General features: G+C 64.8%; 20 protein-coding genes and 1 tRNA gene. 6 read left to right on the forward strand and 15 right to left on the reverse strand.

The annotated features are described in order from the left end of the window. Positions 1-37: 37 nt before the first annotated feature. Genes AAA989_RS03665 through AAA989_RS03675 form a run of 3 tightly spaced genes read right to left on the reverse strand, consistent with a single transcriptional unit; the run spans position 38 to position 3,040 of the window. Entirely contained in the window at positions 38-799 is a 762-nt protein-coding gene (locus tag AAA989_RS03665; RefSeq protein WP_338241225.1) for an SDR family NAD(P)-dependent oxidoreductase, read from the reverse strand. Next, positions 789-2,012 (reverse strand): dihydroorotase, encoded by a 1,224-nt coding sequence (locus AAA989_RS03670; RefSeq protein ID WP_338242175.1) that lies wholly within the window; start codon positions 2,010-2,012, stop codon positions 789-791. Before AAA989_RS03670 ends, AAA989_RS03665 begins: the two co-directional genes overlap by 11 nt. Beyond that, positions 2,009-3,040, reverse strand: coding sequence for an aspartate carbamoyltransferase catalytic subunit (locus AAA989_RS03675; protein ID WP_338241228.1), 1,032 nt, complete (start codon positions 3,038-3,040; stop codon positions 2,009-2,011). Before AAA989_RS03675 ends, AAA989_RS03670 begins: the two co-directional genes overlap by 4 nt. A 111-nt stretch (positions 3,041-3,151) precedes the next feature. Between AAA989_RS03675 and sppA the strand changes: the two genes are divergently transcribed. Next, complete coding sequence (sppA, locus tag AAA989_RS03680) at positions 3,152-5,056, forward strand: signal peptide peptidase SppA (protein WP_338241229.1); 1,905 nt, start codon at positions 3,152-3,154, stop codon at positions 5,054-5,056. 83 nt (positions 5,057-5,139) lie between these two features. Continuing rightward, positions 5,140-5,214 (forward strand) — tRNA-Val (locus AAA989_RS03685). A gap of 99 nt (positions 5,215-5,313) precedes the next feature. Here AAA989_RS03685 and AAA989_RS03690 read toward each other — a convergent pair. After that, the gene (locus AAA989_RS03690; RefSeq protein WP_338241230.1) at positions 5,314-5,535 is read right to left on the reverse strand and encodes a hypothetical protein; all 222 of its coding nucleotides are present in this window, start codon (positions 5,533-5,535) and stop codon (positions 5,314-5,316) included. 364 nt (positions 5,536-5,899) lie between these two features. Here AAA989_RS03690 and AAA989_RS03695 point away from each other — a divergent pair, with 364 nt between their 5' ends. From AAA989_RS03695 to AAA989_RS03705, 3 genes are read left to right on the forward strand one after another with little or no spacing between them, the layout of a single operon-like run. Continuing rightward, complete coding sequence (locus AAA989_RS03695) at positions 5,900-6,997, forward strand: hypothetical protein (RefSeq protein WP_338241231.1); 1,098 nt, start codon at positions 5,900-5,902, stop codon at positions 6,995-6,997. After that, positions 6,994-8,469 (forward strand): lipopolysaccharide biosynthesis protein, encoded by a 1,476-nt coding sequence (locus AAA989_RS03700; RefSeq protein ID WP_338241232.1) that lies wholly within the window; start codon positions 6,994-6,996, stop codon positions 8,467-8,469. The genes AAA989_RS03695 and AAA989_RS03700 overlap by 4 nt, the downstream gene beginning before the upstream one ends. Beyond that, positions 8,466-9,710, forward strand: coding sequence for a glycosyltransferase (locus AAA989_RS03705; protein ID WP_338241233.1), 1,245 nt, complete (start codon positions 8,466-8,468; stop codon positions 9,708-9,710). Before AAA989_RS03700 ends, AAA989_RS03705 begins: the two co-directional genes overlap by 4 nt. Positions 9,711-9,771: 61 nt before the next feature. Here AAA989_RS03705 and AAA989_RS03710 read toward each other — a convergent pair whose 3' ends face one another. The 11 genes from AAA989_RS03710 to AAA989_RS03760 form a co-directional block, all read right to left on the reverse strand. Beyond that, on the reverse strand, positions 9,772-10,797 hold the full coding sequence (locus AAA989_RS03710; RefSeq protein ID WP_338241234.1) for a histone deacetylase family protein: 1,026 nt from the start codon (positions 10,795-10,797) through the stop codon (positions 9,772-9,774). Between the two features lie 46 nt (positions 10,798-10,843). Beyond that, complete coding sequence (locus AAA989_RS03715) at positions 10,844-11,140, reverse strand: ACT-like domain-containing protein (protein WP_338241235.1); 297 nt, start codon at positions 11,138-11,140, stop codon at positions 10,844-10,846. Further along, on the reverse strand, positions 11,137-12,204 hold the full coding sequence (locus AAA989_RS03720; RefSeq protein WP_338241237.1) for a Glu/Leu/Phe/Val family dehydrogenase: 1,068 nt from the start codon (positions 12,202-12,204) through the stop codon (positions 11,137-11,139). Before AAA989_RS03720 ends, AAA989_RS03715 begins: the two co-directional genes overlap by 4 nt. Positions 12,205-12,342: 138 nt before the next feature. After that, on the reverse strand, positions 12,343-12,816 hold the full coding sequence (locus tag AAA989_RS03725) for an Lrp/AsnC family transcriptional regulator (protein ID WP_338241240.1): 474 nt from the start codon (positions 12,814-12,816) through the stop codon (positions 12,343-12,345). Positions 12,817-12,820: 4 nt separating this feature from the next. Then, entirely contained in the window at positions 12,821-14,011 is a 1,191-nt protein-coding gene (locus AAA989_RS03730; protein WP_338241241.1) for a dipeptidase, read from the reverse strand. After that, the gene (locus AAA989_RS03735; protein ID WP_338241242.1) at positions 14,008-15,588 is read right to left on the reverse strand and encodes a serine hydrolase; all 1,581 of its coding nucleotides are present in this window, start codon (positions 15,586-15,588) and stop codon (positions 14,008-14,010) included. Before AAA989_RS03735 ends, AAA989_RS03730 begins: the two co-directional genes overlap by 4 nt. Then, positions 15,581-16,735: a YkvI family membrane protein gene (locus AAA989_RS03740; protein WP_338241243.1), complete on the reverse strand. Its 1,155-nt coding sequence runs from the start codon at positions 16,733-16,735 to the stop codon at positions 15,581-15,583. Before AAA989_RS03740 ends, AAA989_RS03735 begins: the two co-directional genes overlap by 8 nt. Continuing rightward, positions 16,732-17,739, reverse strand: coding sequence for an N-acetyltransferase DgcN family protein (locus tag AAA989_RS03745; protein ID WP_338241244.1), 1,008 nt, complete (start codon positions 17,737-17,739; stop codon positions 16,732-16,734). Before AAA989_RS03745 ends, AAA989_RS03740 begins: the two co-directional genes overlap by 4 nt. Before the next feature lie 56 nt (positions 17,740-17,795). After that, the gene (locus AAA989_RS03750; protein WP_338241245.1) at positions 17,796-20,009 is read right to left on the reverse strand and encodes a TonB-dependent receptor; all 2,214 of its coding nucleotides are present in this window, start codon (positions 20,007-20,009) and stop codon (positions 17,796-17,798) included. A gap of 128 nt (positions 20,010-20,137) precedes the next feature. After that, positions 20,138-21,148, reverse strand: a complete 1,011-nt coding sequence (locus tag AAA989_RS03755) for a dipeptide epimerase (protein WP_338241246.1) — start codon at positions 21,146-21,148, stop codon at positions 20,138-20,140. After that, positions 21,148-23,145, reverse strand: a complete 1,998-nt coding sequence (locus tag AAA989_RS03760) for a serine hydrolase domain-containing protein (RefSeq protein WP_338241247.1) — start codon at positions 23,143-23,145, stop codon at positions 21,148-21,150. The genes AAA989_RS03755 and AAA989_RS03760 overlap by 1 nt, the downstream gene beginning before the upstream one ends. A gap of 138 nt (positions 23,146-23,283) precedes the next feature. On the opposite strand from AAA989_RS03760, the gene AAA989_RS03765 reads away from it, so the two are divergent. After that, entirely contained in the window at positions 23,284-23,901 is a 618-nt protein-coding gene (locus AAA989_RS03765) for a helix-turn-helix domain-containing protein (protein ID WP_338241248.1), read from the forward strand. Positions 23,902-24,097 lie beyond the last annotated feature (196 nt).

Here is a 24,097-nt window from a genome sequence, read left to right on the forward strand (position 1 = left end):
CCCTCTCCGCCCTGTGCGGGGAGGGGCTTCTTCTTGCCTAGAGCGAATAGCCGCCGTCGCTGACCAGCGTGGCCCCGGTCATCGTGCCGGAGGCCGGAGACAGCAGGAACAGCACCTGCGCGGCGATTTCCTCTGCCGTCTCGAAGCGCCCCATCGGCGTCATCCCCGATGCCAGTGCGTCCAGCGCCCCGGCGCGGTCGCCCTGGTGCTTGGCCTTCAGTTCCTCGAAGAACGGCATGCCGTCCCAGATCGCCGTATCCACGCCGCCCGGCGCGATGGCGTTCACCCGGATTCGCCGTGGGGCGCCCTCCTTCGCGGCGATCTTTGCCAGCTGGATGGCCCCGGCCTTCGACGCTCCGTAAGGTCCGATACCGGGCTCGGCCTTCAATCCTGCCACCGATGCCGTCACGACCATGGCCGATCCGTCGCGCGCCAGCCGCATCGCGGTGCGCAGCGAAAGGAACAGGCCGTCGAGATTGACGCCCATCACGCGCCGCCAGTCGTGCAACGCCAGCTTGGCCAGCGGGGCCGCCGTGCCGGCTATCCCGGCATTGAGGAATGCGGCGTCCAGCGCCCTTCCCTCCTGCTCGATGGCATTCCATAGGTCCTCATCGCCCACGTCTCCCGCATGGCGAGACGTTTTGCAGGGCAGGTCCAGCGCCGCCAGCCGCTCCTCGTCGCGGTCGACCAGGGTCAGGTGAGCCGCGCCATGCTCCGCCAGCGCGCGCGCCACGGCTGCACCGATGCCGGAGGCCGCACCGGTAATCAGCGCGGTCTTTCCTTTGAATTCAGAGGTCAATTGCCAGCCCGCCCTTCCAAAGGGCGGTAACCCGGCCCTGCACCGGCTGCCGGTCGAACGGGGTGTTGCCCGCGCTCGCCGCCATCTCGCGCGAATCCACCACCCACGGCGCTTCGGGATCGAGCACGGCAATATCCGCCTCGAACCCTTCCTCCAGCGCGCCGGCTTCCACGGCCAGCAGGCGAGCGGGATTGCGGGCCAGAAGATCGAAGGCGCGCGGCATGTCGATGACCCCGTCCCGCACCAGCGTCAGGGTCATGGCGAGCAGCGTCTCGGCCCCGGCCATGCCCGGCTCCGCATCGGCGAACGGCAGGTTCTTGTCTTCCGGCCCGCGCGGATCGTGGCCGCTGGCGATCACGTCGATCGTGCCGTCGCCGATCCCCTCGATCACCGCCTGCCGATCTTCTTCCTGCCGCAGCGGCGGAGAAAGCCGGGTGAAGGTGCGGTAATCGCCCATGGCGAGGTCGGAGAGCATGAAGTGCGCGGGCGTCACCCCCGCAGTTATCGCCACCCCCCTAGCCTTGGCCTGGCGGACGAGGTCGAGCCCGGCGCGCGTCGTCACCTGCCGCGCGTGAATGCGCGCGCCGGTCATCTCGGCAAGCGCGATGTCGCGGGCCAGGGCAAGGGCTTCTGCTTCACGGGGAGCGCTTGGCAAGCCCAGGCGGGTCGCCATTTCTCCGGTGGTGGCGGCCGCCTGACCGGAAAGTCCCGCATCCTCTGCATGGGTCACCACGACCATGTCGAGCATGGCGGCATACTGGAGCAGGCGCAGCATCACGCCGCTGTTGCCGATCCACTTCCGGCCTGTCGCAATCGCCCTCGCCCCGGCCTCGCGCATCAGCGCGATCTCGGCTAGTTGCGAGCCTTCCAGCGCCTGGGTCGCGCCAGCCAGCGGATGCACCCACAGGTCCGGCTTGCCGCTCTGCGCCAGGAAACGCACGCGCGCCGCGTGATCCAGCGGCGGTGAAAGATCGGGCATCAGCGCCGCGCGGGTGATACCGCCGTAATGAAACGCCTGCTTGTCGATGGCGAAGACGCCCAGATCGACAAGCCCAGGCACGACCAGCTTGCCCCGGGCATCGACGATTTCGTCGCCGTCCCGGCTTTCGCCGATCGTGATCCGGCCCTCGACAGATCGCAGGGTCGCGTTCTTCACCCCTTGCGGCGTGACCAGCGAGCCGTTGGCAATGGAAAGGGGGCGCTGGCGCTTCATACCCATTCTCCCTCTCCCCAGCCGGGTATGCCGCGCGCCTTTCGCGTCAGCACGTCGAGGCAGGCCATGCGAATGGCGACACCCATTTCCACCTGGCTGGTGATGATGGATCGGCCGTCCAGGTCGGCCACCGAACTGTCGATCTCGACCCCGCGGTTCATCGGGCCGGGGTGCATCACGATCGCATCCGGCTTCGCGCGGGCCAGCCGCTCGGGCGTGAGGCCGTAGAGGTGGCGATATTCGCGTGGGCTGGGAATGAACTGCCCGTCCATCCGCTCCTTTTGCAAGCGCAGCATCATCACTGCGTCCGCCCCGTCCAGCGCGGCATCGAAATCGTGGAAGGGCTGCGTTCCCATCTGCTCGATCCCCGCCGGCATCAGCGCCGGCGGCGCGCACAGTCGCACCGATGCACCCAGCGCCTGCAGGCACAGGATATTCGACCGCGCGACCCGGCTGTGCAGGATATCGCCGCAGATCGTCACCGTCAGGCCGGTAAAGTCCTCGGCATCCTCTCCCCGTTCGCGCAGCTTGTGCCGCAGCGCCAGGGCATCGAGCAGGGCCTGGGTGGGATGTTCGTGCTGTCCGTCGCCCGCGTTGAGGACCGGACAATCCACCTTGCTGGCAATCAGTCCCACGGCACCGCTGCTGCCATGCCGGATAACGATGGCATCGGCATGCATGGCATTGAGCGTGACGGCCGTGTCGATCAGCGTCTCGCCCTTCTTCACGCTGGACTGCGCGGCGTGCATGTTCACCACGTCCGCCCCCAGGCGCTTTCCGGCGATCTCGAACGACAGCAGGGTGCGCGTGGAGTTTTCGAAGAAGGCGTTGATGATCGTCAGCCCGGCCAGCGTTTCCGCGTGCTTCGCCGCCTGGCGATTGAAGGTGACGTACTGTTCCGCCTCCGCCAGCAGGTAGAGGATCTCGTGCCGCTCCAGCGACGAAATGCCGATGAGGTCGCGATGCGGGAAGGCACGCCCTCCCTTGGGGAAGCGGCTGCCGGACGAGGCGTTTTGCGGCGATGTCATTAAAGCATGGCCCTTAGTCGAGGGCTGCGGGCCGCTCAAGCTCTTATCTCTGGTCCTTGTCGTCCTTGCTTCCTAAATAGGCAACGAACCGGAACGAGGGAACGCGATTTCATGGCATTTGCAGGCAAGGTCTGGCGGTTGCTGGTCGGCATCAAGGACGCGCTGGCGCTGATATTCCTGCTGCTGTTCTTCCTGGCCCTGTTTGCCGTGCTCAGTGCCCGGCCCAATCCGGGCATGGTGCGCGATGGCGCGCTGCTGCTCGACATCAACGGCTCCGTGGTGGAGGAAGTCGCGCCGATCGATCCGCTGCAGGCGCTCATCTCGCAGACCTTGCCCGTGCGCGAATATGCCGCGCGCGATCTGGTGCGCGCCATCGACGAGGCGGCCGGCGACGACCGGATCGATGCGCTTGCGCTCGACCTCACCGGTTTCCTGGGCGGCGGTGCAGTCCACATGGCCGAGATTTCCGGAGCACTGGACAGGTTCGGCGCCGCGGACAAGCCGATCTACGCCTACGCCTATGCCTACAGCGACGATTCGATGCTGCTTGCCGCCCACGCGGACGAGGTGTGGGTCGATCCGATGGGCGGCGTCGCGATCATGGGACCGGGCGGCGAGAGCCCCTACTTCGATCAGGCGCTCGAACGCTTCAACATCACCGCCAATGTCTACCGCGTGGGCACCTACAAGAGCGCGGTTGAGCCATACACGCAGTCCGGCATGTCGCCCGAGGCGCGGGAGAACCTGTCGCAGCTGCTGGCCACCCTGTGGCAGGAATGGCGCGCCAACGTGACTTCCGCCCGCCCGCAGGCGGATATCGACCTCGTCACCGAGGACGTGGCCGGATGGCTCGCGGCTTCGAACAACGATATCGCCCAGGCCTCCCTTGCCGCCGGACTTGTCGACCGCATCGGCACGCGCGTGGAATGGGGCGAGCGGATCGCCAACGAGGTGGGCGAGGACGAGTGGTCCGACGAGCCGGGCAGCTTCGCCTCGACCCTCTACGATCCCTGGCTGGCCGACGTGAACCGCAGCCTCGAGTTCGGCAACGAGGGCCGCATCGCCGTGGTCACCGTGGATGGGGAGATCAGCGACGGCGAGGCAGGACCGGGATCGGCCGGCGCGGCGCGCATCGCCCGGCTGCTCGACAACGCGCTCGACGACAACCTCGACGGCCTTGTCGTGCGCGTGAACTCGCCCGGCGGCACCGTGACCGGATCGGAAACGATCCGCCGCGCGATCATGCGGCACCGCGATGCGGGAACGCCGGTGGCCGTCTCCATGGCCAACTACGCGGCCAGCGGAGGCTACTGGATCGCCACGCCAGCGGAGCGCATTTTCGCAGAGCCGGAAACGCTGACCGGGTCGATCGGCGTCTTCCTCGTGGTCCCGAGTTTCGAGGACCTGCTAGCCGAGTACGGCGTGACCACCGATGGCGTGCGCACCACCGGCCTTTCCGGCCAGCCCGATATCCTTGCCGGTTTCACACCGGAGGCTGACGCAGTCCTGCAGGCCTCGACCGAGAACTTCTATTCCCGGTTCCTGGCGCTGGTGGCCCAGTCCCGCAACATCACGCCCGCCCGGGCGGACGAGCTTGGGCAAGGCCGCGTATGGGACGGCGGCGCGGCGCGGCAGCTGGGCCTGGTCGACCAGTTCGGCGATCTCGACGCCGCAATCGCCTGGGCCGCAGGTCGCGCCGATCTGGAGGAAGGCTCCTACGAGGTTCGCTTCCTCGGCGAGGAAGCCGCCACTTACGATACGCTGCTGGCGCAGCTGCTGATGGGCGACGACACTGCGCGCGAGGAAAGCGGATCAGACGTCGCCTCGATCTTCGCCCGCCGGGAAGTCGCCCGGCTGGGCCAGGTCATCGACGGGATAGACCGGCTGATGGCCATGGAAGGTGTCCAGGCGCGCTGCCTCGAATGTGCCCTGCTGCCGGGAAGGACACGCGAGACTTCGCCGTCCACAGGAACGGGTTCCTGGCTGTCGCTGCTCGCGCGGCTGGGCCTCGACTGAAACGGTCGCGCACGCTCGCCGCAATCGTGGTCTTGTCTTGGCGCCGGGAAAGTGGCAAAGGCCCGCCCCTGCCGTGAATCGGCGGGCGCGTAGCTCAGTGGTAGAGCACACCCTTCACACGGGTGGGGTCGCAAGTTCAATCCTTGCCGCGCCCACCATCTTTTCGATGACTTGGAAGAGATTCGCGACCTCCGTATCCAATCCGCGTCTCTAACTGGCCTTTGCGACCCAGGGGTCTCGATGATTTCGCGGAATGCTCAACGCTTACGTCTCGCGATTGCAATGACTGTTGAAACCACGGCAGCGAAGACGAGCGCATATCCCACTTTCTCAAAAGTGTTGTCGTAGAAGCCTTCGGGTCGGTCGAACCATCCATCCATTTCGGGGTTGTTGACCACATAGAGCATGAACACCGCCACCCCTACCAGAAGCGCAAGCATGAGCGGTCCCAGTGGCCCTTTGATGTTGCCCCTCGCCATTTAGTTTCCCTCCCTGCGCCCGATCGACCATAGCAGCTTTCTCGCAGGTTCGATCCCTGCCGCGCCCACCATCCTTTCAAGGCCTTGAGCCTCAAGAGATCAAGGCCGTTCCCTCCGAGCATTGTATCTCGAGCGCAAGATGGCGTTCCACGCGCTGGCCGAGTGTCCGCCGCCGCGTGCCCCCTGTGGCGGACAGGCCGGTTTCCGGCGTCCCGTTCCGATTGCAGCGCAAGCCCGGATGAATCCGGCGGATGTCAGCTACCCCGCAGCATACGACGTAAACCACTGTCTGTTACCTGTGCGCCAGACTGGTCTAGCGACCACTTTGAATCTATTGCGCTGAGGAAGCGACGGGAATTGCGACTTGAAGACGACATTTCAAATGGGGCGGATTGCCGTCGGCCTGCAGGGAAGTGGACAGGTTTTCGACGCGATCCATGCGGAACTCGCCGAGAATCTGGCATTCTCGGAAGCCCGGCCCGATCTGGAATTCCAGATCTCTGCGTCGCTGCCGCGAATGTCCTACCGGCGGAACGGCGACATCCTGATCGGGGACGACCGTCTGCGCATCGAGACTTCGGACATGCGCTACGAGCTCGAAAGCTTGTCGAATCCGGCCCGCGTCGATGTCGCCTTCGATAGCCGCGCTCGATTCCTGGCGCGCCATGCGCCCCTTCTCTCGCGCCTGCGCAACTGGAACTATCTCTATCGCGACCAGGAACTCGCGAAGAATTTCATGTATGATCTCTTCGACTGGACGACGCAGCTCGCCCAGCTGGAGCAGGGCCAATCTTACATTCACGCCAGCTCCCTGAAGCGAGGCGATCGCGGCCTGGCGATCTTGGGCTGGGGTGGAGTCGGCAAGACCACCAGCCTTCTCAAGCTGGTCATGGAAGACGGCTGGAAGTTCCTGAGCGACGATCTGGGGATCATCGACACGGCCGGTAACCTCTATCTCGCGCCCAAGCGGTTGCAGGTCTACGGTTACAACTGTGAGGGTCAGCCCCGAATTGCAGAACAGCTGCTTGCCGGACGTTCGATCGGGGACCGGCTGAACTGGTCGGTCAGGATGGCGCTGTTCGGCGGCAAGGCCGTGCGGCGAAGAATTGGGGCGGCGGACCTGTTCGGACAGGACGCCATCTGCGACACGGCACCGCTTACCGACATCATCTATCTGGAGAGGACCTCGGGCGACAGCTATTCGATCGGGGAACTGCCCTCCCACGAGGTCGCCCGAAGGATGTCGGCGATCGTCATGGCAGAAATGGAGCCCTATCCACGGCTGTTGCGCGAGGCAGCGGCAGCGGGTCTTCCCGACGCTCCAAGCATTGCCGACATTCAGGATCGGACCTGCGAGGTACTGGAGCAGGCCTTTGGCGGCAGGCGCTACGTCCTGATACGAACCGGCCGGACAGCCGACCCCGACCGGCTGACTTCCGCCATCAGGGAAATAGTCGGTTGAGCAGGTCGCTCGGCAATCTGGCTGCGACCGGGACGATGCTCAACGGCATGTCGCAGATCGTTCGCGTCGTACTCGGACTGCTGCTGACGCTGATCGTGTCACGCATGCTCACGCCGGACGATTTCGGCCTGATAGCCATGGTCGCGCCGGTTACGGCGTTTGTTGCACTGATCCCCAGTCTGGGCCTGGGGCAGGCGCTGATCCAGGCGGAAGAGCTTACGACGGACCAGATCAACAGCGCGTTCTGGATCAGCCTGGCGCTTGGTATCGCCTGCGCCGCTGCCTTGCTTGTCGCTGCCCCGTTCGTCGGCAGGTTCTTCGAAGACGATCGAGCAGTCGACCTGACGATGGCGACGGCTGCCAACCTGTTCGTAACCAACCTCTCGACGGTGCCCAGTTCCGTGATCATGCGGGAGATGCGTTTCGGCAAGCTTTCGAGCGGCGATCTTGTCGGATCGATCACTCTTTTTGCCTCGACGCTCGTCGCCGCCCTGTTGCTGGACAACTACTGGGCGCTCTGGGTCGGCGCGTTTGCGAGCGCTGTTCTGACGACGGTCTATTTCTGGACCGTTAGCTCCTGGCGCCCGACTGCAACGCCAAACTTCAGGTCCTCGTCACCCCTCTGGAAACTCAGTTCCGCCGTCACGGGTTTCAATGTCCTGAACTTCCTGGCTCGCAACGCCGACAATGTCCTGATCGGCAAGTTCGCTGGAACGTACTCTCTCGGTCTCTATGACCGGAGCTACCGGTTGATGACCTTCCCGCTTGCGAACCTGACCGAGCCGCTGGGACGGGTCATGCTGCCCGTACTCAGCCAGCTGCGAAAGGAGCCGGAACGCTTTCGCCGGGCATTCCTGAAGGTGGCATGGATAGTCATGCTCTGCACGGCTCCGGCCGCCATCGTCATCGCCTCGGCCAGCGAGACAGTGATCGTGTTCCTGCTGGGAGAGCGCTGGGTGGAAGCGGGAGACATCTTCTTCTGGCTGTCCGTCGGCGCGATCTATCAGCCGTTATCCAGCATCACGGGGTGGCTGTTCATCAGCATGGGCAGAAGCCGGGAGATGCTGCAGTGGGCGCTGTTCTCCAGCGTGACGACGATACTCAGCTTCTGTGTCGGGATTTTCTGGGGAGTCGCGGGCGTTGCCATGGCCTATGTGCTGACTTCCATCGCACGCCTGCCGCTGCTCTATCACGGGACCACCAGGCAGACACCGATCTCGAAAGGTGATCTGTACATGCTTCTGCTGCCATCCTGCGCGGCGGGTATCGTCATCGGCTTGCTCGCATATCTGAGCGAACAGGAACCGACCCTCGTCACACTGCTGACCAGGGCGGCAATCTCATATGCGATATGCGCGGGCGTGACGCTGGCCGTACCGGAAGGGAGGCAGGCGCTGATCGAACTCCGAAGCCAGCTGGCAAGCATGCTGCGGGACATGGGAGCGCGAATTAACGGGACGTCCGAGCGATGAAGGTCGCCCTGTTCCTCTACCATTTCCCCGTCAGATCCGAGACCTTCGTGATCCAGCACGCGATGGCACTCTCCAGAGCGGGTGTAGACCTGACGATCATCACGCAGAAGGACTGTGGTGGTTGGGAAAACTTCGATCCGCGGGTGGCGGCGGAACTGAAGGACCGGATCGTAGTCCTGCCCGCGACCGATCGTCCGCGCTGGCCAGTCCAGCTTCTCAGGACCCTGTTCTCTTCCAGCGCCTTGAAACTGCTTCGCCTCTTGCTGTTTTCCGTGCTGGTTGGCCGCAGAGACATCATCCGGGACCTGCCAGTCTGGACGAAAATGGCGCCGATTGGCCGCTTCGATGTCATCCTGGCGCACTTCGGGCCGGTCGGCGTACTCGCCATGATCCTGCGCAAGGCCGGATACTTCGAGGGGCCGATCGCGACAATCTTTCATGGCTTCGACATGAGCCGTCGCAAGGTGGTCAGGAGATATCGCAAAGGCTACTCGAAGTTGTTCGACCTTGGCGAATTGATGCTGCCCATAAGCGAACTCTGGCGCAGTCGGCTGCTCGAGTGGGGTGCGCCGGCCGAGAAGATCGAAGTGCTGCACATGGGCGTCGACTTGCCCGAAGACAGGCCCGACTATTCGCGGGAAGGAAACGATCCGCTTCGAATCCTGAGCGTGGGCCGACTGACCAGGAAAAAGGCGCACGCCGACGTGATCGAGGCCGTCGCCGGGTGCAAGTGCCCGGTCGAACTCGACGTGATCGGAGCCGGTGAGGAGGAGCCGCGCTTGCGCGCGCTTGCCCGGTCCATTGCAGGCGACCGCGTCAACTTGCTGGGGCCGCGGCCGCACAAGGACGTGCTCAAGGCGTTTGCCGAAGCGGACGTCTTCATCCTGCCGTCGGTCACCGCGGATGACGGCGAGATGGAAGGAATCCCGCTCGTCCTGATGGAAGCCATGGCGGCTGGCACTACCGTCATCACCACGAGGCACAGCGGCATTCCCGAGCTCGTGGAGCACGGCGTAACCGGGTTTCTCGTCGATGAGCACGATCCCGCTGCGATCACGAACGTCGTAGAGGGAATCCTTGCCGGCGCGTACGATCTTCCCGCCATCCGCGAGCAGGCATTCGAACGTGTCCGCGAAGATTTCTACAACCCGGAGCTCAACAACCGCCTGCTTGAACTTCTCGAAGGGCTCGCGGTCCGCCACTCACATGACCGGACACCGGTGCAAACAACCGAGCGGTGATGACTCGCAGCCTAGGGTTTGACACACCGGAGGCGCGCTATCGCCCGGCCAGGTCTAGGCTCTAGGTTACCGAGGCGGGGACGCCCATCCCGGCCAGGAAACTCGCGGTGTTCGCACCGAGATCGGCGATGGCGTAACCGCCTTCCATCACGACGAGCGTCGGCACCTCGATTGTCGAGATGAGCTGCGCCATCTCCCTGTAATCTTCGGTCCGCAACTTGAAATGGGAGATGGGATCGCCGGCGAAGGTATCGGCTCCGAACGAGACGACAAGCAGCTCGGGCTGCCAGTCGATCAGCTTTTCAACCACTCCTGCCAGGGCCTCGCGATACACGTTCCACTGCGTACCGCGCGGCAGCGGGACGTTGAGCGTCGTTCCCTGTCCCTCTCCGGCCCCGCGTTCGTCCGCATGGCCCCAGTAGAAGGGGTAGTCGGTAGCGGGGTCTGCGTGGATCGAGGCGAAGAAGACGTCGGCGCTCTCGTAGAAGATGTCCTGCGTGCCGTTGCCATGATGATAGTCGACATCGAGAACCGCGACCCGTGAAAGTCCCGACGAATGCGCATGCTTCGCCGCGATGGCCGCGCTGTTGAGATAGCAATAGCCGCCCATGTAATCGTGGCCGGAGTGATGACCCGGAGGCCGGCACAGCGCGAAGGCGGTGGATTGCTCGCCGGAAAGCAGATCTTCCACCGCTGTCAGCGCCGTCTGCGCGGACCAGTAGGCGGATTTCCAGGTATTCTCGGAAATCGGCGTGGCCGCGTCGAACGCATACCGGCCAAGCCTGGCGTCGATCCGGTCCAGCGAAAGCGCGCGCCTGCGCCGGACGGGAAAGGTGTAGGGAATTGCGTCACCGCCACGACCGGTCTGCTGCCAGTCCGCCCAGGCATCCTGGAGGAATTGCAGGTAATCGGGGGCATGAACGGCCTCTATCGGCGCCATGCCGAAATCGCGCGCGGGGTGACAGTCCAGCAGCGCGGCAATCGCCTCCGCGCGCGCCGGCACCTCGGCATAGGCGGCCCATTCCCCGTTGTGCAGCTCGCGGTCCGGAGCGTGCTCGATTTGACGGGGATCGAAAACGACATGCATTATCCTGGGCTCCGTTCATGCGCGCGGAAATCCGCATTCGCTCGCGCTATCGATGTGCCGGAAACGCCTGAAGTGCAAGGTCCGCCGCACGATTGGGGGGCTCTTGCGGCACCGCCAGATCCACGGATCGCACGCCCACCAGCGACGCCATCTTTCCCGAGACTATCGGGGCGAGGTGCGCACCGATATCCGGGCTTACCAGCCGCACGATCATCTCCTCGCCGTCCCGCGTCACCGTCAGGTCCGGCGCACCCAGGTCGTGCTGCGAGAAAAAGCCGAGCAGGCGACTGAGGAGCGCCGCCCGTGGCTCGCCAACGACGGTGAAGGAAACGCGGGGGCTCATGCTGCCTTCGTCCGCAAACGCCCGGCCGGTTCGGCAAGCAGCCGGCGCGCCATGGCATCCGCGGCGCGGTGCGGCGCCCGGCCTTGCGCGTCGGCCTCGTCGAGAACCCTGGCGAGCCGATCCCCGGTCGCTCGCACGCGGCTTTCGACTTCGGCAAGCGACCAGCCGAGATACTCGGCGCAGACGTTGATGATCCCGCCGGCGTTGACCACGTAATCGGGAGCATAGAGCACCCCGCGATCGGCCAGGGCGTCGCCATCCTCGGGCCGCGCGAGCACATTGTTCGCCGCTCCGCATACGATCCGTGCGCGCAGTTTCTGCACGCTCTCTGCATTCAGCACCCCGCCCAGCGCGCACGGGGCGAAGACCTCACACGGCAAAGTCGCAATCGCGCTGGTCGAGGCGACCGTCGCGCCGTAGCGGCAGGCTACCGCGGCCGCGACGTCGGAGCGCGGTTCGGATACCACCAGTCTCGCCCCGGCATCGTGCAACAGTGCGCACAGGGCGGACCCGACATGTCCCAGGCCCTGCACGGCGACTGTCATGTCGCGCAGGTCGCTGCCGAACTTGCGTCGCACGGCTTCCTGCATCGATACGAAAACACCCAGCGCGGTCCACGGCGACGGATCGCCTCCTGGCCTGCCTTCCTGTCTAACGAGCCCGGCGACGTGGCGCGTCTCGCCTCGCACCATCTCCATGTCGGGAACGCCGGTGCCGACATCCTCTGCGGTCACGTAGGCGCCGCCCAGTTCCTCCACCGCGCGGCCGAACGCGGCGAAGAGAGCCGCTCGGTCGAAGGGTTCAGCAGGCAAGCGCAGGACGGCCTTGCCACCGCCGAGCGGAAGGCCGGCCATCGCGTTCTTGTAGGCCATGCCCTCGGCAAGTCGCATCGCATCCTGCGTTGCCTGATGGCGGTCGCCATAGGTCCAGAGCCGGCATCCCCCGGCGGCGGGGCCCAGCCGGGTGGAATGGAGCACGATGGCCCCTTCCAGCCCGCTTTCGGCATCGTCGATTACGTGCACCGCTTCGGGCGGATGGGCGGCTGGTTCGGCTGGCAAATTCATTCGATGCTCCTGAAATCTGGAGCCTCAATATTCGCGCAGGAGCCGGGGCATTTCTTGCCTGATTTCGCATCGACGGGCTCATCGGCGGGTCGGATCGACCGCGAACCGGGCTGCGCGCGGTCGGTTCGACCTGCAGCGTCACTCTATCGGAAGCGCAGTCGTCGCCTTGATCTCGGACAGGGCGACCGTCGAGTTGACTTCCTGCACGCCGGGAAGCTGGGAAAGCCGGTCGAAGAAGAAGCGTTCGTAGGCCTCGATATCGGGTGCCACTATGCGAAGCATGAAATCCACCTGCCCCATCAGGACGTAGCATTCCAGCACCTCGGGCAATTCGCGGATGGCCTCGGCAAATTCATCGAGATTGGCGCGGCCGTGTGCGTTGAGCTTCACCTGGGCGAATATGTGGGCGTTCAGCCCGACCTTGTGGCGATCCAGAAGCGCGACCCGGCGGCGGATGAAGCCCTCGCGCTCGAGCCTATCGATGCGCCGCCAGCAGGGCGAGGCCGAAAGCCCGACCCGTTCGGCGATGGCGGCGGTGGAAAGCGAGGCGTCTTCCTGCAACAGCCGCAGGATCTTGCGCTCGTAACGGTCTAGATCGGCTTTCCCGTTCATCGCCTCAACGTCCGGCGGCGGCCTCCGCGGCTCGCATGATCCGCAACACGTTGCCGCTGGTCATCTTCTCGATCTGTGCGGGCGTGAAGCCTTCCTCCAGCAATCGCGCGGTTACCCGCGGCAGGTCGGATACTTCCATCAAGCCCTCGATCCCGCCGCCGCCATCCCAGTCGGCACCGAAGCAGACATGGTCGACGCCCGCGACCTCGATCACGTGCAGCAGGGCGGCGAAGTATTTTTCGAAATCGGTATCCCAGAGCGGCTGAGTCTGATCGAGCGCGCGCCAGCGGCGGACGAGTTCGGCTTGCTCCTCCTCGCTCATCGAGGCGATGCTCTCGTACTGCGAGAAGAGTTCGCCGCGTTCTCCTTCGAGGTTTATCTCGCTGAGGAAGATCGTCGACATGCAGATCGCCCCGCCATTATCGGCAAGCTTGCGGATACGGGCATCGTCGAGGTTGCGCGGATGGTCGTAGGCGGCGCGCGGCGAGGTGTGCGAAAGGATGATCGGCGTGGCCGAGAGTTCGATCAGCTGATCGAACGCCGTATCGGAGGCGTGGCTGGCATCGATTACGATGCCAAGCCGGTTCGCTTCGGCCACCCATTCGCGACCCAGCGGACTGAGTCCGTTCCAGCGCGGATCGCCGGTCGCCGCATCGGCGAACTGGTTGGTGCCCGAATGGACCGGCCCCGCCATCCGAACGCCGCGGTCGAAGAACTCCTGCAACAGCGAGACGTCCTCGCCCAGCGGATAGGAGTTCTCGATGCTCTTGAAACCGAACAGCAGGCCCTGCGCGGCAAGGGTTTCCGCCTGCGCCGCCGTTGTGACGGAGCGGATCAGGCCGGGATGCAGGGCAAGTTCCTGGTCGATCGTGTCGGAACGGCGCCGGGCGAAGGCCAGCGCCTCGCGGTATCCCGCGTCGGTAAGCTCACCCTGTTCGGTGTAGACGACGAAGAACCCGCCATCGAGGTTGCCCGCAGCCATCCGTCCCAGATCGACCTGCGCGATATCGTTGGCGAGCGTGTGCGCTTCGGCGAAATCCCAACCCGGACGCCCGAAATTCAGCGGCGTGTCGAGATGGGTATCGAGCACCAGCAATTCCCGGTGCACAGCTTCGGCATCGACGGGCGCTGACGTCGTGGTGGTGCAGCCTGCCGTCGCCAGCAGCGCCGCGACGGGAGCGAGATATCGGATCATTGCGTGTCTCTCACGGGATGCAGGTCGAGGTCATGGTAGTTGAAGCTGAAGTCGGCAATCGGCGAGGCGGCGGCCATCTTCACGCTCTCCACTCGCCCTTGGGCGTCGAGCTGGAAGGTGACCAGCGCGGGTTCGATGCCGCCGTCGGTCAATTCGGTGATGAAGGTATCGTACTGGTAGTGCACCAGCGGGCCCTGCATGTCGGGAGTAGTGGTGAAGTCGATCCACAGGCCGCCGTCACGCTCGCTCACTACAACGTCGCCGTACCAAGGGTCGCGATAGGTCGCGGCATAGGCGGCAAGGGGAAGCGAGGGACCGACCTCGGCGGGTTCGTTCTGGATCGCAGAGACCGCGGCAATTCCCTGGCGCTGCATGTCGGCGATCAGGTCGTCGAACTTGGCCGGCCAGTCATTGAACGGCGCGTCGATGTAATGATCCAGCAGTTCGTACATGAGCCCGCGCCGCAGAGCGCCCTCCTCCGCGTTGACGACGATGGCCAGACCGACATCCTGATCAGGCAGGATCGCCACGGCGGCAATGGAGCCGAACACCGCGCCGTTGTGCCATACGAGCTTGTGTCCGCGATAGTCCTCCACCGTCCAGCCGAGCGCGTAGGCCGTGTAGTCCGCGTTCGCCAAGGCGAGCTCGCCCGGCCACGTGGTGGGCGGCATGACGGTGACGGGCTGCCACATCTCGCGCGCCTGCTCCTCGCTGAACAGCCGCCCGCCTTCGGGCATCGCGCCCTGTGCCAGCTGGATCTTCAGCCACTGCGCCAGATCGTTGGCGCTCATCGCGATACCGCCCGCAGGCAGCGCGGCTGCGCCCAGTTGCTCGTCCTCGTCGAGCACCGTCACTGGACCGTCGCCGCGCACCCGGCCGCTGACGCGCGCGTGCCCCAGGGCGCGGTTCTGCACGGCGCGGCGCGTTTCGTAGCTGGTTGTGGATGAGGTCATGCCGCCGGCATCGAGCACCTCGTCCTTGACGTAGTCCTCCCAGGTCCGGCCCGTGACTTCCTCGATCAGCTGGCCTGCCACGATGTAGAGAATGTTGTCGTAGGCATAGGCCGAGCGAAAGCTGGTCGCCGGCTCGATATAGCGCAGCCGTTCCACCGTCTCGCGGCGCGACAACTGGCCGCGCGGCACGTAGAGGAGGTCGCCCGCCCCCAGCGCCAGGCCGCTGCGATGGACCAGCAGGTCGCGTATGGTGATCTCATTGGTGACCCACGGATCGTACATGCGGAACCACGGCATGTGGTCGATCACCTTATCGTCCCAACCAATGACGCCATCGTCGACGAGCGTCGCGAGGGCGGCGGTGGTAAGCGCCTTCCCGGTCGACCCGGTGTAGAAGATGGTATCGGCATCGACCGGCTGGTTCCCGCCCATCTCGCGCACGCCCCAGCCGCGCGCCAGGGTGGTCTCCCCATCCTCGACGATGGCAATGGCGATGCCCGGCGCGCCAGATTGTTCGCGCAGGGTCTCGACCCGTTCGATGAAACCTTCGGGAGGATCGGCCAGGACCGGCGCGGCAAGCAGGGCCAGCGGAAGGGCGGCCAGTGCGGTGATAGCTCTAGACATGGGCAGTATCCGTTCGAGGGGGAATCTCGCCGTCATCGGCCGGTCCGCGCAGTCGCAGGACCCCGACCGTCAGCAGCGGTACGACGAAGGTGACGAGGAAGACCAGCGCCATCAGGCGGTAGCCCGAGGCGATGAGATCGACGAGGCCGATTGCAGTGGCGGCGAACATGCAGCCGACAAGTACGGCGACGGTCAGGGCCGGGCGCAGCCAGCGCGGTGCCTCCCTGTCGGGCCGGCGCTTGTCGTGCAGGTGCAGAGCGCGCTCGTTCAGGGCATGGATCACGCCAACGCCGCTTTCCAGCAGCGCGCCCAGCACCATGATCTGGAAGGCAAAGCGGAAGGCCGGGCTGTCGAGGCGCTGGAGGATGTAGTCCGATGGCAGGGTGGCGCCCAGGATATCGGGATAGAATGCCATCATGGCGATCAGGAATGCGAGCGCTGGCAGCATGGCCATCGGTCCGGCGATCGCGCCCGCCACCGCTGCGTTGCGGCGCGAGGTGAAGTGGCTCAGCAGCGGCAGGATCATGACGGCGGCAACGATGTTGTAGACGCCGTAGGTGATGCCCGAGACGGGCCATTCGGGAGCGAGGCCCCCCGCCGCCAGTGTCTCACCGATAGGACCGCCGAACCGCGACAGCGCCAGCACCAGGAACAGCGCGTAGACGAGGTAGAGAAAGCCGGAGACGAACTTGAACATCGTCTCCACCGCTGCCTCGCCCGCACCCGCAACCAGCGCGATGGCGACTGCGAGCAGAACGGTACCCACCCACGACGGGACGGGAAACAGGCTGGCGACAACTTCCCCCGCCGCCGCACCGAACACGGCCAGCAGGAGGATGCAGAAGGTGATGAAGCACACCTCGAACACGATGGCCGCCGGGCCGAGCAGTCTGTCCATGAAGGCGCGGTAGTCGAAAGCCTGCAGGTGGAACGCGAGCGCGAAGGTAAGCGCCGCAACGACGCTCCACATCGCGGTGGCGACCACCATTGCCAGCAAGGCACCGTAGGGCCCCTGGCTGAGAAAGTACTCGGCCAGTTCGCGGCCCGTGGCATAGCCTCCGCCGATGATGATGCCCTTCAGCGCGAAGGCGGGCAGCAGGTAGCGCCGGAAGAAGGTATTGCCGTCCGCTGGCGCTAGCGCTGTCACGACAGGCAGTTGTCGACGAGCCGGTCGAAGTCCGCCCCACCGCGGACAGGATCGGCAACCGGGAGGCCCAGTCGCTGGCTTTCCGCAGCGCACAGCCTTGCGGCCTCGTCGGCTGACATGCTGGCGGTGTTCAGGCTTACGCCGCCACAGCGGATTGCAGGGTTGGTCAGCTTGCCCAGACGGACGGTGAGGTCGATCACCTCCTCCACGCTCGGCAGGGCAAAGCCGTCGAGCCCGAGGATCATCTTGCGGCCGGGGTGATGGCACACCACGAAGACATCGGGCTGGCTGCCATGCAGCAGACCCAGGGAAACCGCGGCGTAGGACGGGTTGAAGAGCGAGCCCTGCCCTTCGATCACATCCCAATGGCCTGGCGCGGCATCGGGACTGAGCCTTTCCGCCGCCCCCGATTCGAAATCGCTGACGACGGCATCCATCGGTATGCCCCCGCCCGCAATCATGATGCCGGTCTGTCCGGTCGCCCGGAAGTCGGCGTCCTCGCCCCTCGCCACGAAGACGCGGTGCAGCGCCAGGGCGGTGTACTTCTTTCCCAGCGCACAATCGGTGCCGACGGTGAGCAGTCGCTTGCCGCTCCGCTTCCGGCCGCTGGCAACCGGGATGTCGGACGGTGGCACGCGAACATCGATCAGCCGCCTGCCACTACGCTCCGCAGCAGCGGCCAGGCCGGGAATGTCCACCAGTCGCTTGTGCAGACCGCTGATCACATCGAGCCCGGCTTCGACCGCTTCGAGCAGGGCCGCACTCCAGCTTTCGGGAATGACGCCGCCGGGGTTGGCGACGCCGATAACCATCGCCTGCGCACCCGCGGTGCGCGCCTCGGCCGGGGTCATGGCTGGCAGCCCGGTTGTTACGCCGGTTTCGCCCAGCGCATACTCGCCGACGCACTTGTCCGATGCCCAGTCCGCAAGACCGAACGCAGTCTTGGCGAAGCTGGGCTCGGTCACGTCGCCCAGGAACAGCAGGTATGGCTGCGGCAGCCCCATGCCTTCTGCCTCTGCGCCTGCAGGCCTTTCGGCAAATATCGCGGAGGAGGACAAGGTTAGAGCCCGGCCGTCAGCGACACGCCGAAAGTGCGCGGACGGATTACACCCGTGGCGATCGCGCCACCCGGGTACAGCGGGAAACCACCGAACACGTCGACCGCGGTGGTCGACGTGCGTCCGCGGCTGTTGCCAAGGTTCTGCACATAGAGGTCCAGCTCGACCCGGCCGAAATCCACACCGGCCCTGAGGTCCAGGACGTTATAGCCATCAACCGTGCGCTGGCGGCCATTGGCGAGGCGGAAGGCTTCGTCGAAGCTGGCCGACTGTTCCGATACATGCCGCAGCGATCCGCCCAGGCTCGCCTCGATTCCGTTCGAGAGTTCCCAGTTGTAGTCGGCGATGACGGCGGCGCTGAATTCGGGGGTGAAGGGAAGCTTGTCGCCGTCGAACCCACCGATCTGCGTATCCGCGGTGAGTTCGGCATCGGTATAGGCGCCGTTCACGGTCAGGTTCAGGCCGGGCACCGGCTCGGCACCGGCCGAGAATTCCACGCCCTGACTACGGGCGCTGCCACCGTTGGCGTTAAACCCGAAGCCGTCCTGTATGGCGAGCAGCTGGATGTCTTCCCAGTCGATGTAGAAGGCGGCGACGTCCAGGTAGAGACCCCGATCCGGCGTCTGGGCCTTGAGGCCCACTTCATAGCTGATCACGGAGTCCGAACCGTAGGTGGCGAACTCCTCGGGTGCTCCGGGGGGAAGCACGTTCGGGCCGCCGGGGCGGAAGCCCTTGGCGACACGGGCGAAGATCGAGGCATCGGGACTGAGTTCGAAGCGGGGTGCAACCGAATAGGTGAAGACGTCTTCCTCGGACCGGAAGGTGGGGAACTCGGTGAATCCGCCCACGAGGATGCCGTCGGTCACCTGGCTCGCGGACTGCTCGTTGTCGCTGTAGCGACCGCCGATGTCGATATCGAACCGGTCGCCCAGATGCAGCGTGACGTTGGCGAACCCGGCGACCTCGCGATAATCCGAAAGAACCTGCGCGAAACCGATGGCCGGGAGCCCGTCGATCGGGGTCACGGTGCCGGGCGTGGCGACGACGAAGTCCTGTTCGATCTCGCCGTCTTCCTCGGTGTAGTAGATGCCGACAAGCCAGTCGATCAGCGTGCTCGTCCCGGTCAGGCGGACTTCCTGCGTGAACTTCTCGGAATCTGTGATCTGGTCCTGGAAGAAGTCGTTCGGCGTGCCCAGAACGGCCTCGATCAGGCCCGAGAGGGCGAAGGTGTAGTCGGTCCTCAGATCCTGTTCCTGCGTGGAAAAGCTGGTCGAGGAGGTGAGCGTGCCGAAGCCCAGGTCTATGTCGGCGGTGGCGTTGTAGACACGGTAGTCGAGGTTGCTGAAGCTGGGCGTGTACTGCGCATTCGTGAGACCGTCGGGTAGGATCTCAAGCGTATCGGGATCGGCCAGGACGAGCGAGGGCGCATCCGCCCGAATGTTCTGCATGATCGCGGTCAGGCGCAGGTCGATGGTCTCGGTCGGCATCAGCAGCAGTGACGCGCGTCCGCCATAGGACTTGGAATCGTTGATGTTCTCCTCGACGTCGGAGCCGGCGGTGCCGATCGAATCCACGAAGCCACCATTCTCGCGGTAGACGCCAGAGGCGCGGAAGGCCGCCGCATCCGAAAGCGGGAGGTTGATCACGGCATTGCCGTAATAGCTCATGTCTCCCCCGTCGGTCGTTTCCAGCCCGACCCGGCCGCGCGCCTCGATGCCTGCGGTCGACGGGGCATTGGTCACGAACTTGAGAACACCGCTCAGCGAACTTGCGCCGTAGAAGGTGCCCTGCGGGCCGCGCAGCACCTCGATCCGGTCGATGTCGAAGGTGTCGAAATCGCCTGCCAGCACCGCGCCGTTGACGAGACCGCTGCTCGAACCGAACGGCGTTTCATCGACATAGACGCCGACGGTGGACGCGACCCCCTCCGTATTGACGCCGCGAATGATGAGGCGGCCCTGGCCGGGGCGGCTCTGGTCAAGCTGAAGCCCGGGAACATTCACCAGGTAATCCTGGAAGCTGTCGGCATGCTGGTCTTCCAGCGTGCTGCCATCAACGACGGTCAGCGACTGCGGAACTTCGATCAGCGTCTGGGAGCGCTTCTGCGCGGTGACGATGATCGGGTCGTTCGTCGACGTCGATGCGTCCTGCGCGTAGCTTGGTGCGGCAAGCACCAGAATTGTCGCGGAGGCGAGAAAAGCGGCTTTTACCCTCATGGTCTGGTCCCTCGATCTGGTCGCCCGTCTGGCCAGCGTGATTGGCAGCCCTGTACGCGACACGTGAATCGTAATCCGAGGACTATTGTCCTAATTAGAAAATTGTCAACCTGTTCAGGATTTTTGTTTTACGGCCATCCCCAGATGTCCTGAGGGGCAGTGATCTGTCCGTGCGCATAGGACACGCCCGGTGCGCGGTCGCGGGCGAGAAACGTGGGGCCGTCGAGGTCCACGATGTCGCACAACTGGCCCAGCAGGTATGACGGTGCCATCGACAGGCTCGTGCCCATCATGTTGCCCACCATCAGGCCAAGCCCCAGCGCGCGGGCGCGCCGCGCTATCTCAAGGCCCTCTGTCAGGCCCCCGCACTTGTCGAGCTTGATGTTGACGATGTCGAACCGGCCAAGCAGCGCCTCTGTATTGGGAAGCGTCACCGCGCTTTCATCGGCGGCGAAAGGCAAGGGGCGATCGAAGCCGTCGAGATCGGCTTCCCGGCCGCGCGCCAGGGGTTGCTCAAGCAGAGCGATCTCGAGCCGAAGCATGGCCGGCAGGATTTCCCGCAGCGCCGGCAGGTCGTACCCCTGGTTGGCGTCGACCCCGATCCAGGCCTCCGGCCTCGCTTCGCGAACCGCGGTCATCCTTTCGGCATCGAGTTCGGTCTCGCCGGTCAGCTTGAGCTTTACCGGTGCCTCCGGATCGAGCGCGATGGCCGCCCGCGCCATCGCATCCGGTTCGTCAGCGCCGAGCGTGATGGTAGTCCTCAGCGGTCCCGGCTCCGGCAACTCGGCCAGCTGCCAGACAGGTTGGCCCGACTGCTTGGCCTCGAGATCCCAGTAGGCGCAGTCGATGGCGTTGCGTGCCCCGCCCGGCGGCAGGATGCCCTGCAATTCCTCCCGAGTGGCGCCGCCCTCGATCAGCGATTGCGCGCCTTTCGCCTCGGACAGCATGTGATCGGCATCGTCGCCGAGGTAATAGACCCCCGCGCCCTCGCCCCTCCCCGTGTGAACGTCGTCCGAAAGTTCGGCCAGCAGCACGGTTGTCGCCTCGAAGACATGCCCGGAGATCCGGAACGGGCGCTTGTAAGGGAATTGCTCCAGCTTCAGGTCGAGCGAGAGACGGCTTCCACCTGCCCTGCCCATCAGTAGACCAGGCCGAAGCCGTAGAGGTTGAAGCGAATAGTGATGTAGGCGAGGACGAGGGCAGCAAGGACCAGCAGGGCGGCCCCCAGCTTCATCGTCCAGTGACGCCCGTTCCTGAAGCAGTTCCACAGGTGCCAGATGGCCAACAGCAGCAGGCCGATCGTGGCCACGGGCGTCAGCACGCGTAGCGACTGTAGCAGCCAGTCGAGACTGCCGCTCAGCGATCCGATATCGGCGGTGAAGGCCGCTACGAGCGCTACCCAGCCACCCAGCGCCAGCAGCACCAGCCAGCAGAAGATCCGCGTCAGGCGGTAAGCCAGCAGGGAACGCTCGGTAAGAACGAACTCCGCCTTGAACCTGCGCCGGACCAGCGCACGCACCGGCCAGGCAATTGCCGCAAGGAGGACCATGGCAAGGGCGAAGGCCGCAGCCGGGAGCAGCCAGCCCGGATCAGCTCCGAACGGTACGGGTTCGAGCACCGTGAAAGGAGAAATGGTGTCGATGCTGAAGCGCACGACCTCTCCGTCCTCAACCTGCGCCGCCAGGCGTTCGCCGGTATTCCGGTCGCGCCAGACGAACGGCTCCACCTCGACCCAGTCGCGCGGCCCCGCGGACAGTCCGTCCAGCGCGGGGAACTGCAGCTGACCGTTTTCCCCGACCGTGACTTCGGCGGGGCTGAGCAGGCGCAGCGCGCTCATGAAATTGGTGAAGGAGCCGCGGCTCATCGTGTAACGACCCGCCATCATCTCTGCGTGCTCGCGCGCGGTTTCCGCATCGATAGGCGTATAGTCCACGTTGCCCGGCAGGTAGCGCTCGGCGAAATTCTGCACCAGCGCGCTGCGGATGGCCTGCGGAGCGCTATCCGTGCCGTCGCTGTTGACGGAGATGTAGATGCCGACGTCCTGCTCGGGAAACAGCACCAGGTTGGTATGGAAATACCCCGTGTCGCCGGCATGCGCGATGGCGCGATTGCCGTTGATCCACTGCTCGTAGAAACCCAGCGCCATGGTGTTGAGCGGACCCACGCCCGGGGCACGGTATTCGTGCATCATGCGAGCCGTCTCGGGCTCGAGCAGCGGACCGCCATCGGCCAGATGGGCCTTCATGAAAGCCGCCATCGCCGCGCCGCTCGCCGACATGCTGCCGGCCGGCGCGGGTATCACGATCTCGAATGGTTCGGCTTCGCCCGAAACCGTGGTGTAGCCCTCGGACATGAAGGGCTCGAACCGCTCCGGCAGCGGCTGCCGGAACGTGGCGTAGGTCATTCCCAGGGGCGTGAAGATCCGCTCGTCGACGTAGTCGTCGAAATCCATGCCGCTGGTGCGCTCCACGACACGGCCCGCAAGCGCGGTGGCATAGTTCGAGTAGGCGGGCGTGGTCCCCGGCGCGAACACGCGTTCGGGCAAGGATTCCCGCGTGTAATCCGCCATCGTCATCACCGTGTCGGGATCGCTGCTTATGAGGTTTCGCACTGATTCCTCGAAACCGGCCGTATGCGTCATGATCTGGCGCATCGTGATAGGCTCGCCGTCGTAGGGCGGTATCGTGAAATCGAGATATTCGTTCACATCGGCGTCGAGGTCGATGCGCCCCTCTTCCACCTGCTGCATCACCGCCGTCCAGGTGATCAGCTTGGACACCGAGCCCGGACGGAACAACGTCGTCTCGGGATCGACCGGCTGACGCTCGGCGACGTCCGCAAACCCGTATCCCTTCTGCGTCACCGTCGTGTCGCCCTCGACGACGACCACCACGGCACCTGCAATCTCGCCGCGTGCCAGAGCGTAGGGAAGGAAGCCGTCCAGCCAGGCCTCGACATCGGCTTGATCCAGTTGCGCGGTCGCGCCCTGAGGATCGGCGCTCTCGGCCAGACTCTCTTCGGTTTCGGTTTCCTGTGCGTCGGCCGTCGACAAAGTTTGCGGCACCTGCCCCTGCGCGGCGAGCGATCCGAGCGCGAGCAAGGCGGCCAAGGCGGCGAATTTTCTGGTCAGGCGCATCACGGTTCCCTGATTTACTTGGCGAGCTTCTTGCAGCTAGCCGATAGTGCTAATAGGATGACCGCCATCAAATTGGCGTCACGGGGACATAATGATCCTGATTAGAAAATTGTCAATCCAAGTGTCGAAAGGATCGTTGTGACTGCCAAGACCCCGACCCTGGGACGCGTCATGCGCGATATTCGGAAGCGCAAGGGGTGGACCCTCAAGGAGATGAGCGCGAAGACGGGCATTCCCGTCTCGACCTTGTCCAAGGTCGAGCACGATCGCCTCACGCTCACCTACGACAAGTTGCAGCAGGTCAGTCGGCGCCTGAATATCCGCATGTCGGATCTCTTTGCCGAGGAAAACGAGGAGGAAGTCCAGCCGGTCACCGCCCGCCGCAGCATCGCGACACTGGACAATGCGGTGCAGGTGACGACCGACAATTACGACTATCATTACCTCTGCACCGACCTGCGCAAAAAGCGCATGATCCCCATCGTCACCCGCATCCGCGCCCGGAGCGCCAGCGAATTCGGCGACCTTGTTCGTCACCACGGCGAGGAATTCATCTACGTGATGGAAGGCCGGATAGAGGTCATCTCGGAATACTACGACCCGGTCACGCTCGAGGCGGGAGAGGGAATCTATCTGGATTCGACCATGGGCCACGCATACGTGACCGCGGAAGGCTGCGACGAGGCGGTGGTGCTGGGCGTCTGCTCCAGCGCGGATGACGGACTGCTGGATTCACTCATCAACCTGCGGGGCTGATCGAACGGACCGCCCGCGCATCCGGGTCTAGCAACGATCGCCGCCATCCGATCAAGCGCCCCTTTTCCAAAGACATATCCTTCGAATTAGCCATTGTGATTATGTGCCTGTCCTAGCGGGCACCGGACTATACCGATGCCCCCTTCCTGCATCGGGCGAGTTTCTGCATTCTTGCGACCTACCTGGGGAATGTTGG

Source organism: Aurantiacibacter hainanensis (genome assembly GCF_036321025.1).
Classification (GTDB): Bacteria; Pseudomonadota; Alphaproteobacteria; order Sphingomonadales; family Sphingomonadaceae; genus Alteraurantiacibacter; species Alteraurantiacibacter hainanensis.

Bases quoted from the DNA above. Each gene is read 5' to 3' on its own strand.
- AAA989_RS03750 (WP_338241245.1), bottom strand. From the start codon at position 20,009: ATGAGGGTAAAAGCCGCTTTTCTCGCCTCCGCGACAATTCTGGTGCTT.
- AAA989_RS03710 (WP_338241234.1), bottom strand. From the start codon at position 10,797: ATGCATGTCGTTTTCGATCCCCGTCAAATCGAGCACGCTCCGGACCGC.
- AAA989_RS03760 (WP_338241247.1), bottom strand. From the start codon at position 23,145: ATGCGCCTGACCAGAAAATTCGCCGCCTTGGCCGCCTTGCTCGCGCTC.
- AAA989_RS03735 (WP_338241242.1), bottom strand. From the start codon at position 15,588: ATGTCTAGAGCTATCACCGCACTGGCCGCCCTTCCGCTGGCCCTGCTT.
- AAA989_RS03755 (WP_338241246.1), bottom strand. From the start codon at position 21,148: ATGGGCAGGGCAGGTGGAAGCCGTCTCTCGCTCGACCTGAAGCTGGAG.
- sppA (WP_338241229.1), top strand. From the start codon at position 3,152: ATGGCATTTGCAGGCAAGGTCTGGCGGTTGCTGGTCGGCATCAAGGAC.
- AAA989_RS03745 (WP_338241244.1), bottom strand. From the start codon at position 17,739: ATGGGGCTGCCGCAGCCATACCTGCTGTTCCTGGGCGACGTGACCGAG.
- AAA989_RS03670 (WP_338242175.1), bottom strand. From the start codon at position 2,012: ATGAAGCGCCAGCGCCCCCTTTCCATTGCCAACGGCTCGCTGGTCACG.
- AAA989_RS03720 (WP_338241237.1), bottom strand. From the start codon at position 12,204: ATGAATTTGCCAGCCGAACCAGCCGCCCATCCGCCCGAAGCGGTGCAC.
- AAA989_RS03725 (WP_338241240.1), bottom strand. From the start codon at position 12,816: ATGAACGGGAAAGCCGATCTAGACCGTTACGAGCGCAAGATCCTGCGG.
- AAA989_RS03705 (WP_338241233.1), top strand. From the start codon at position 8,466: ATGAAGGTCGCCCTGTTCCTCTACCATTTCCCCGTCAGATCCGAGACC.
- AAA989_RS03675 (WP_338241228.1), bottom strand. From the start codon at position 3,040: ATGACATCGCCGCAAAACGCCTCGTCCGGCAGCCGCTTCCCCAAGGGA.
- AAA989_RS03730 (WP_338241241.1), bottom strand. From the start codon at position 14,011: ATGATCCGATATCTCGCTCCCGTCGCGGCGCTGCTGGCGACGGCAGGC.
- AAA989_RS03690 (WP_338241230.1), bottom strand. From the start codon at position 5,535: ATGGCGAGGGGCAACATCAAAGGGCCACTGGGACCGCTCATGCTTGCG.
- AAA989_RS03715 (WP_338241235.1), bottom strand. From the start codon at position 11,140: ATGAGCCCCCGCGTTTCCTTCACCGTCGTTGGCGAGCCACGGGCGGCG.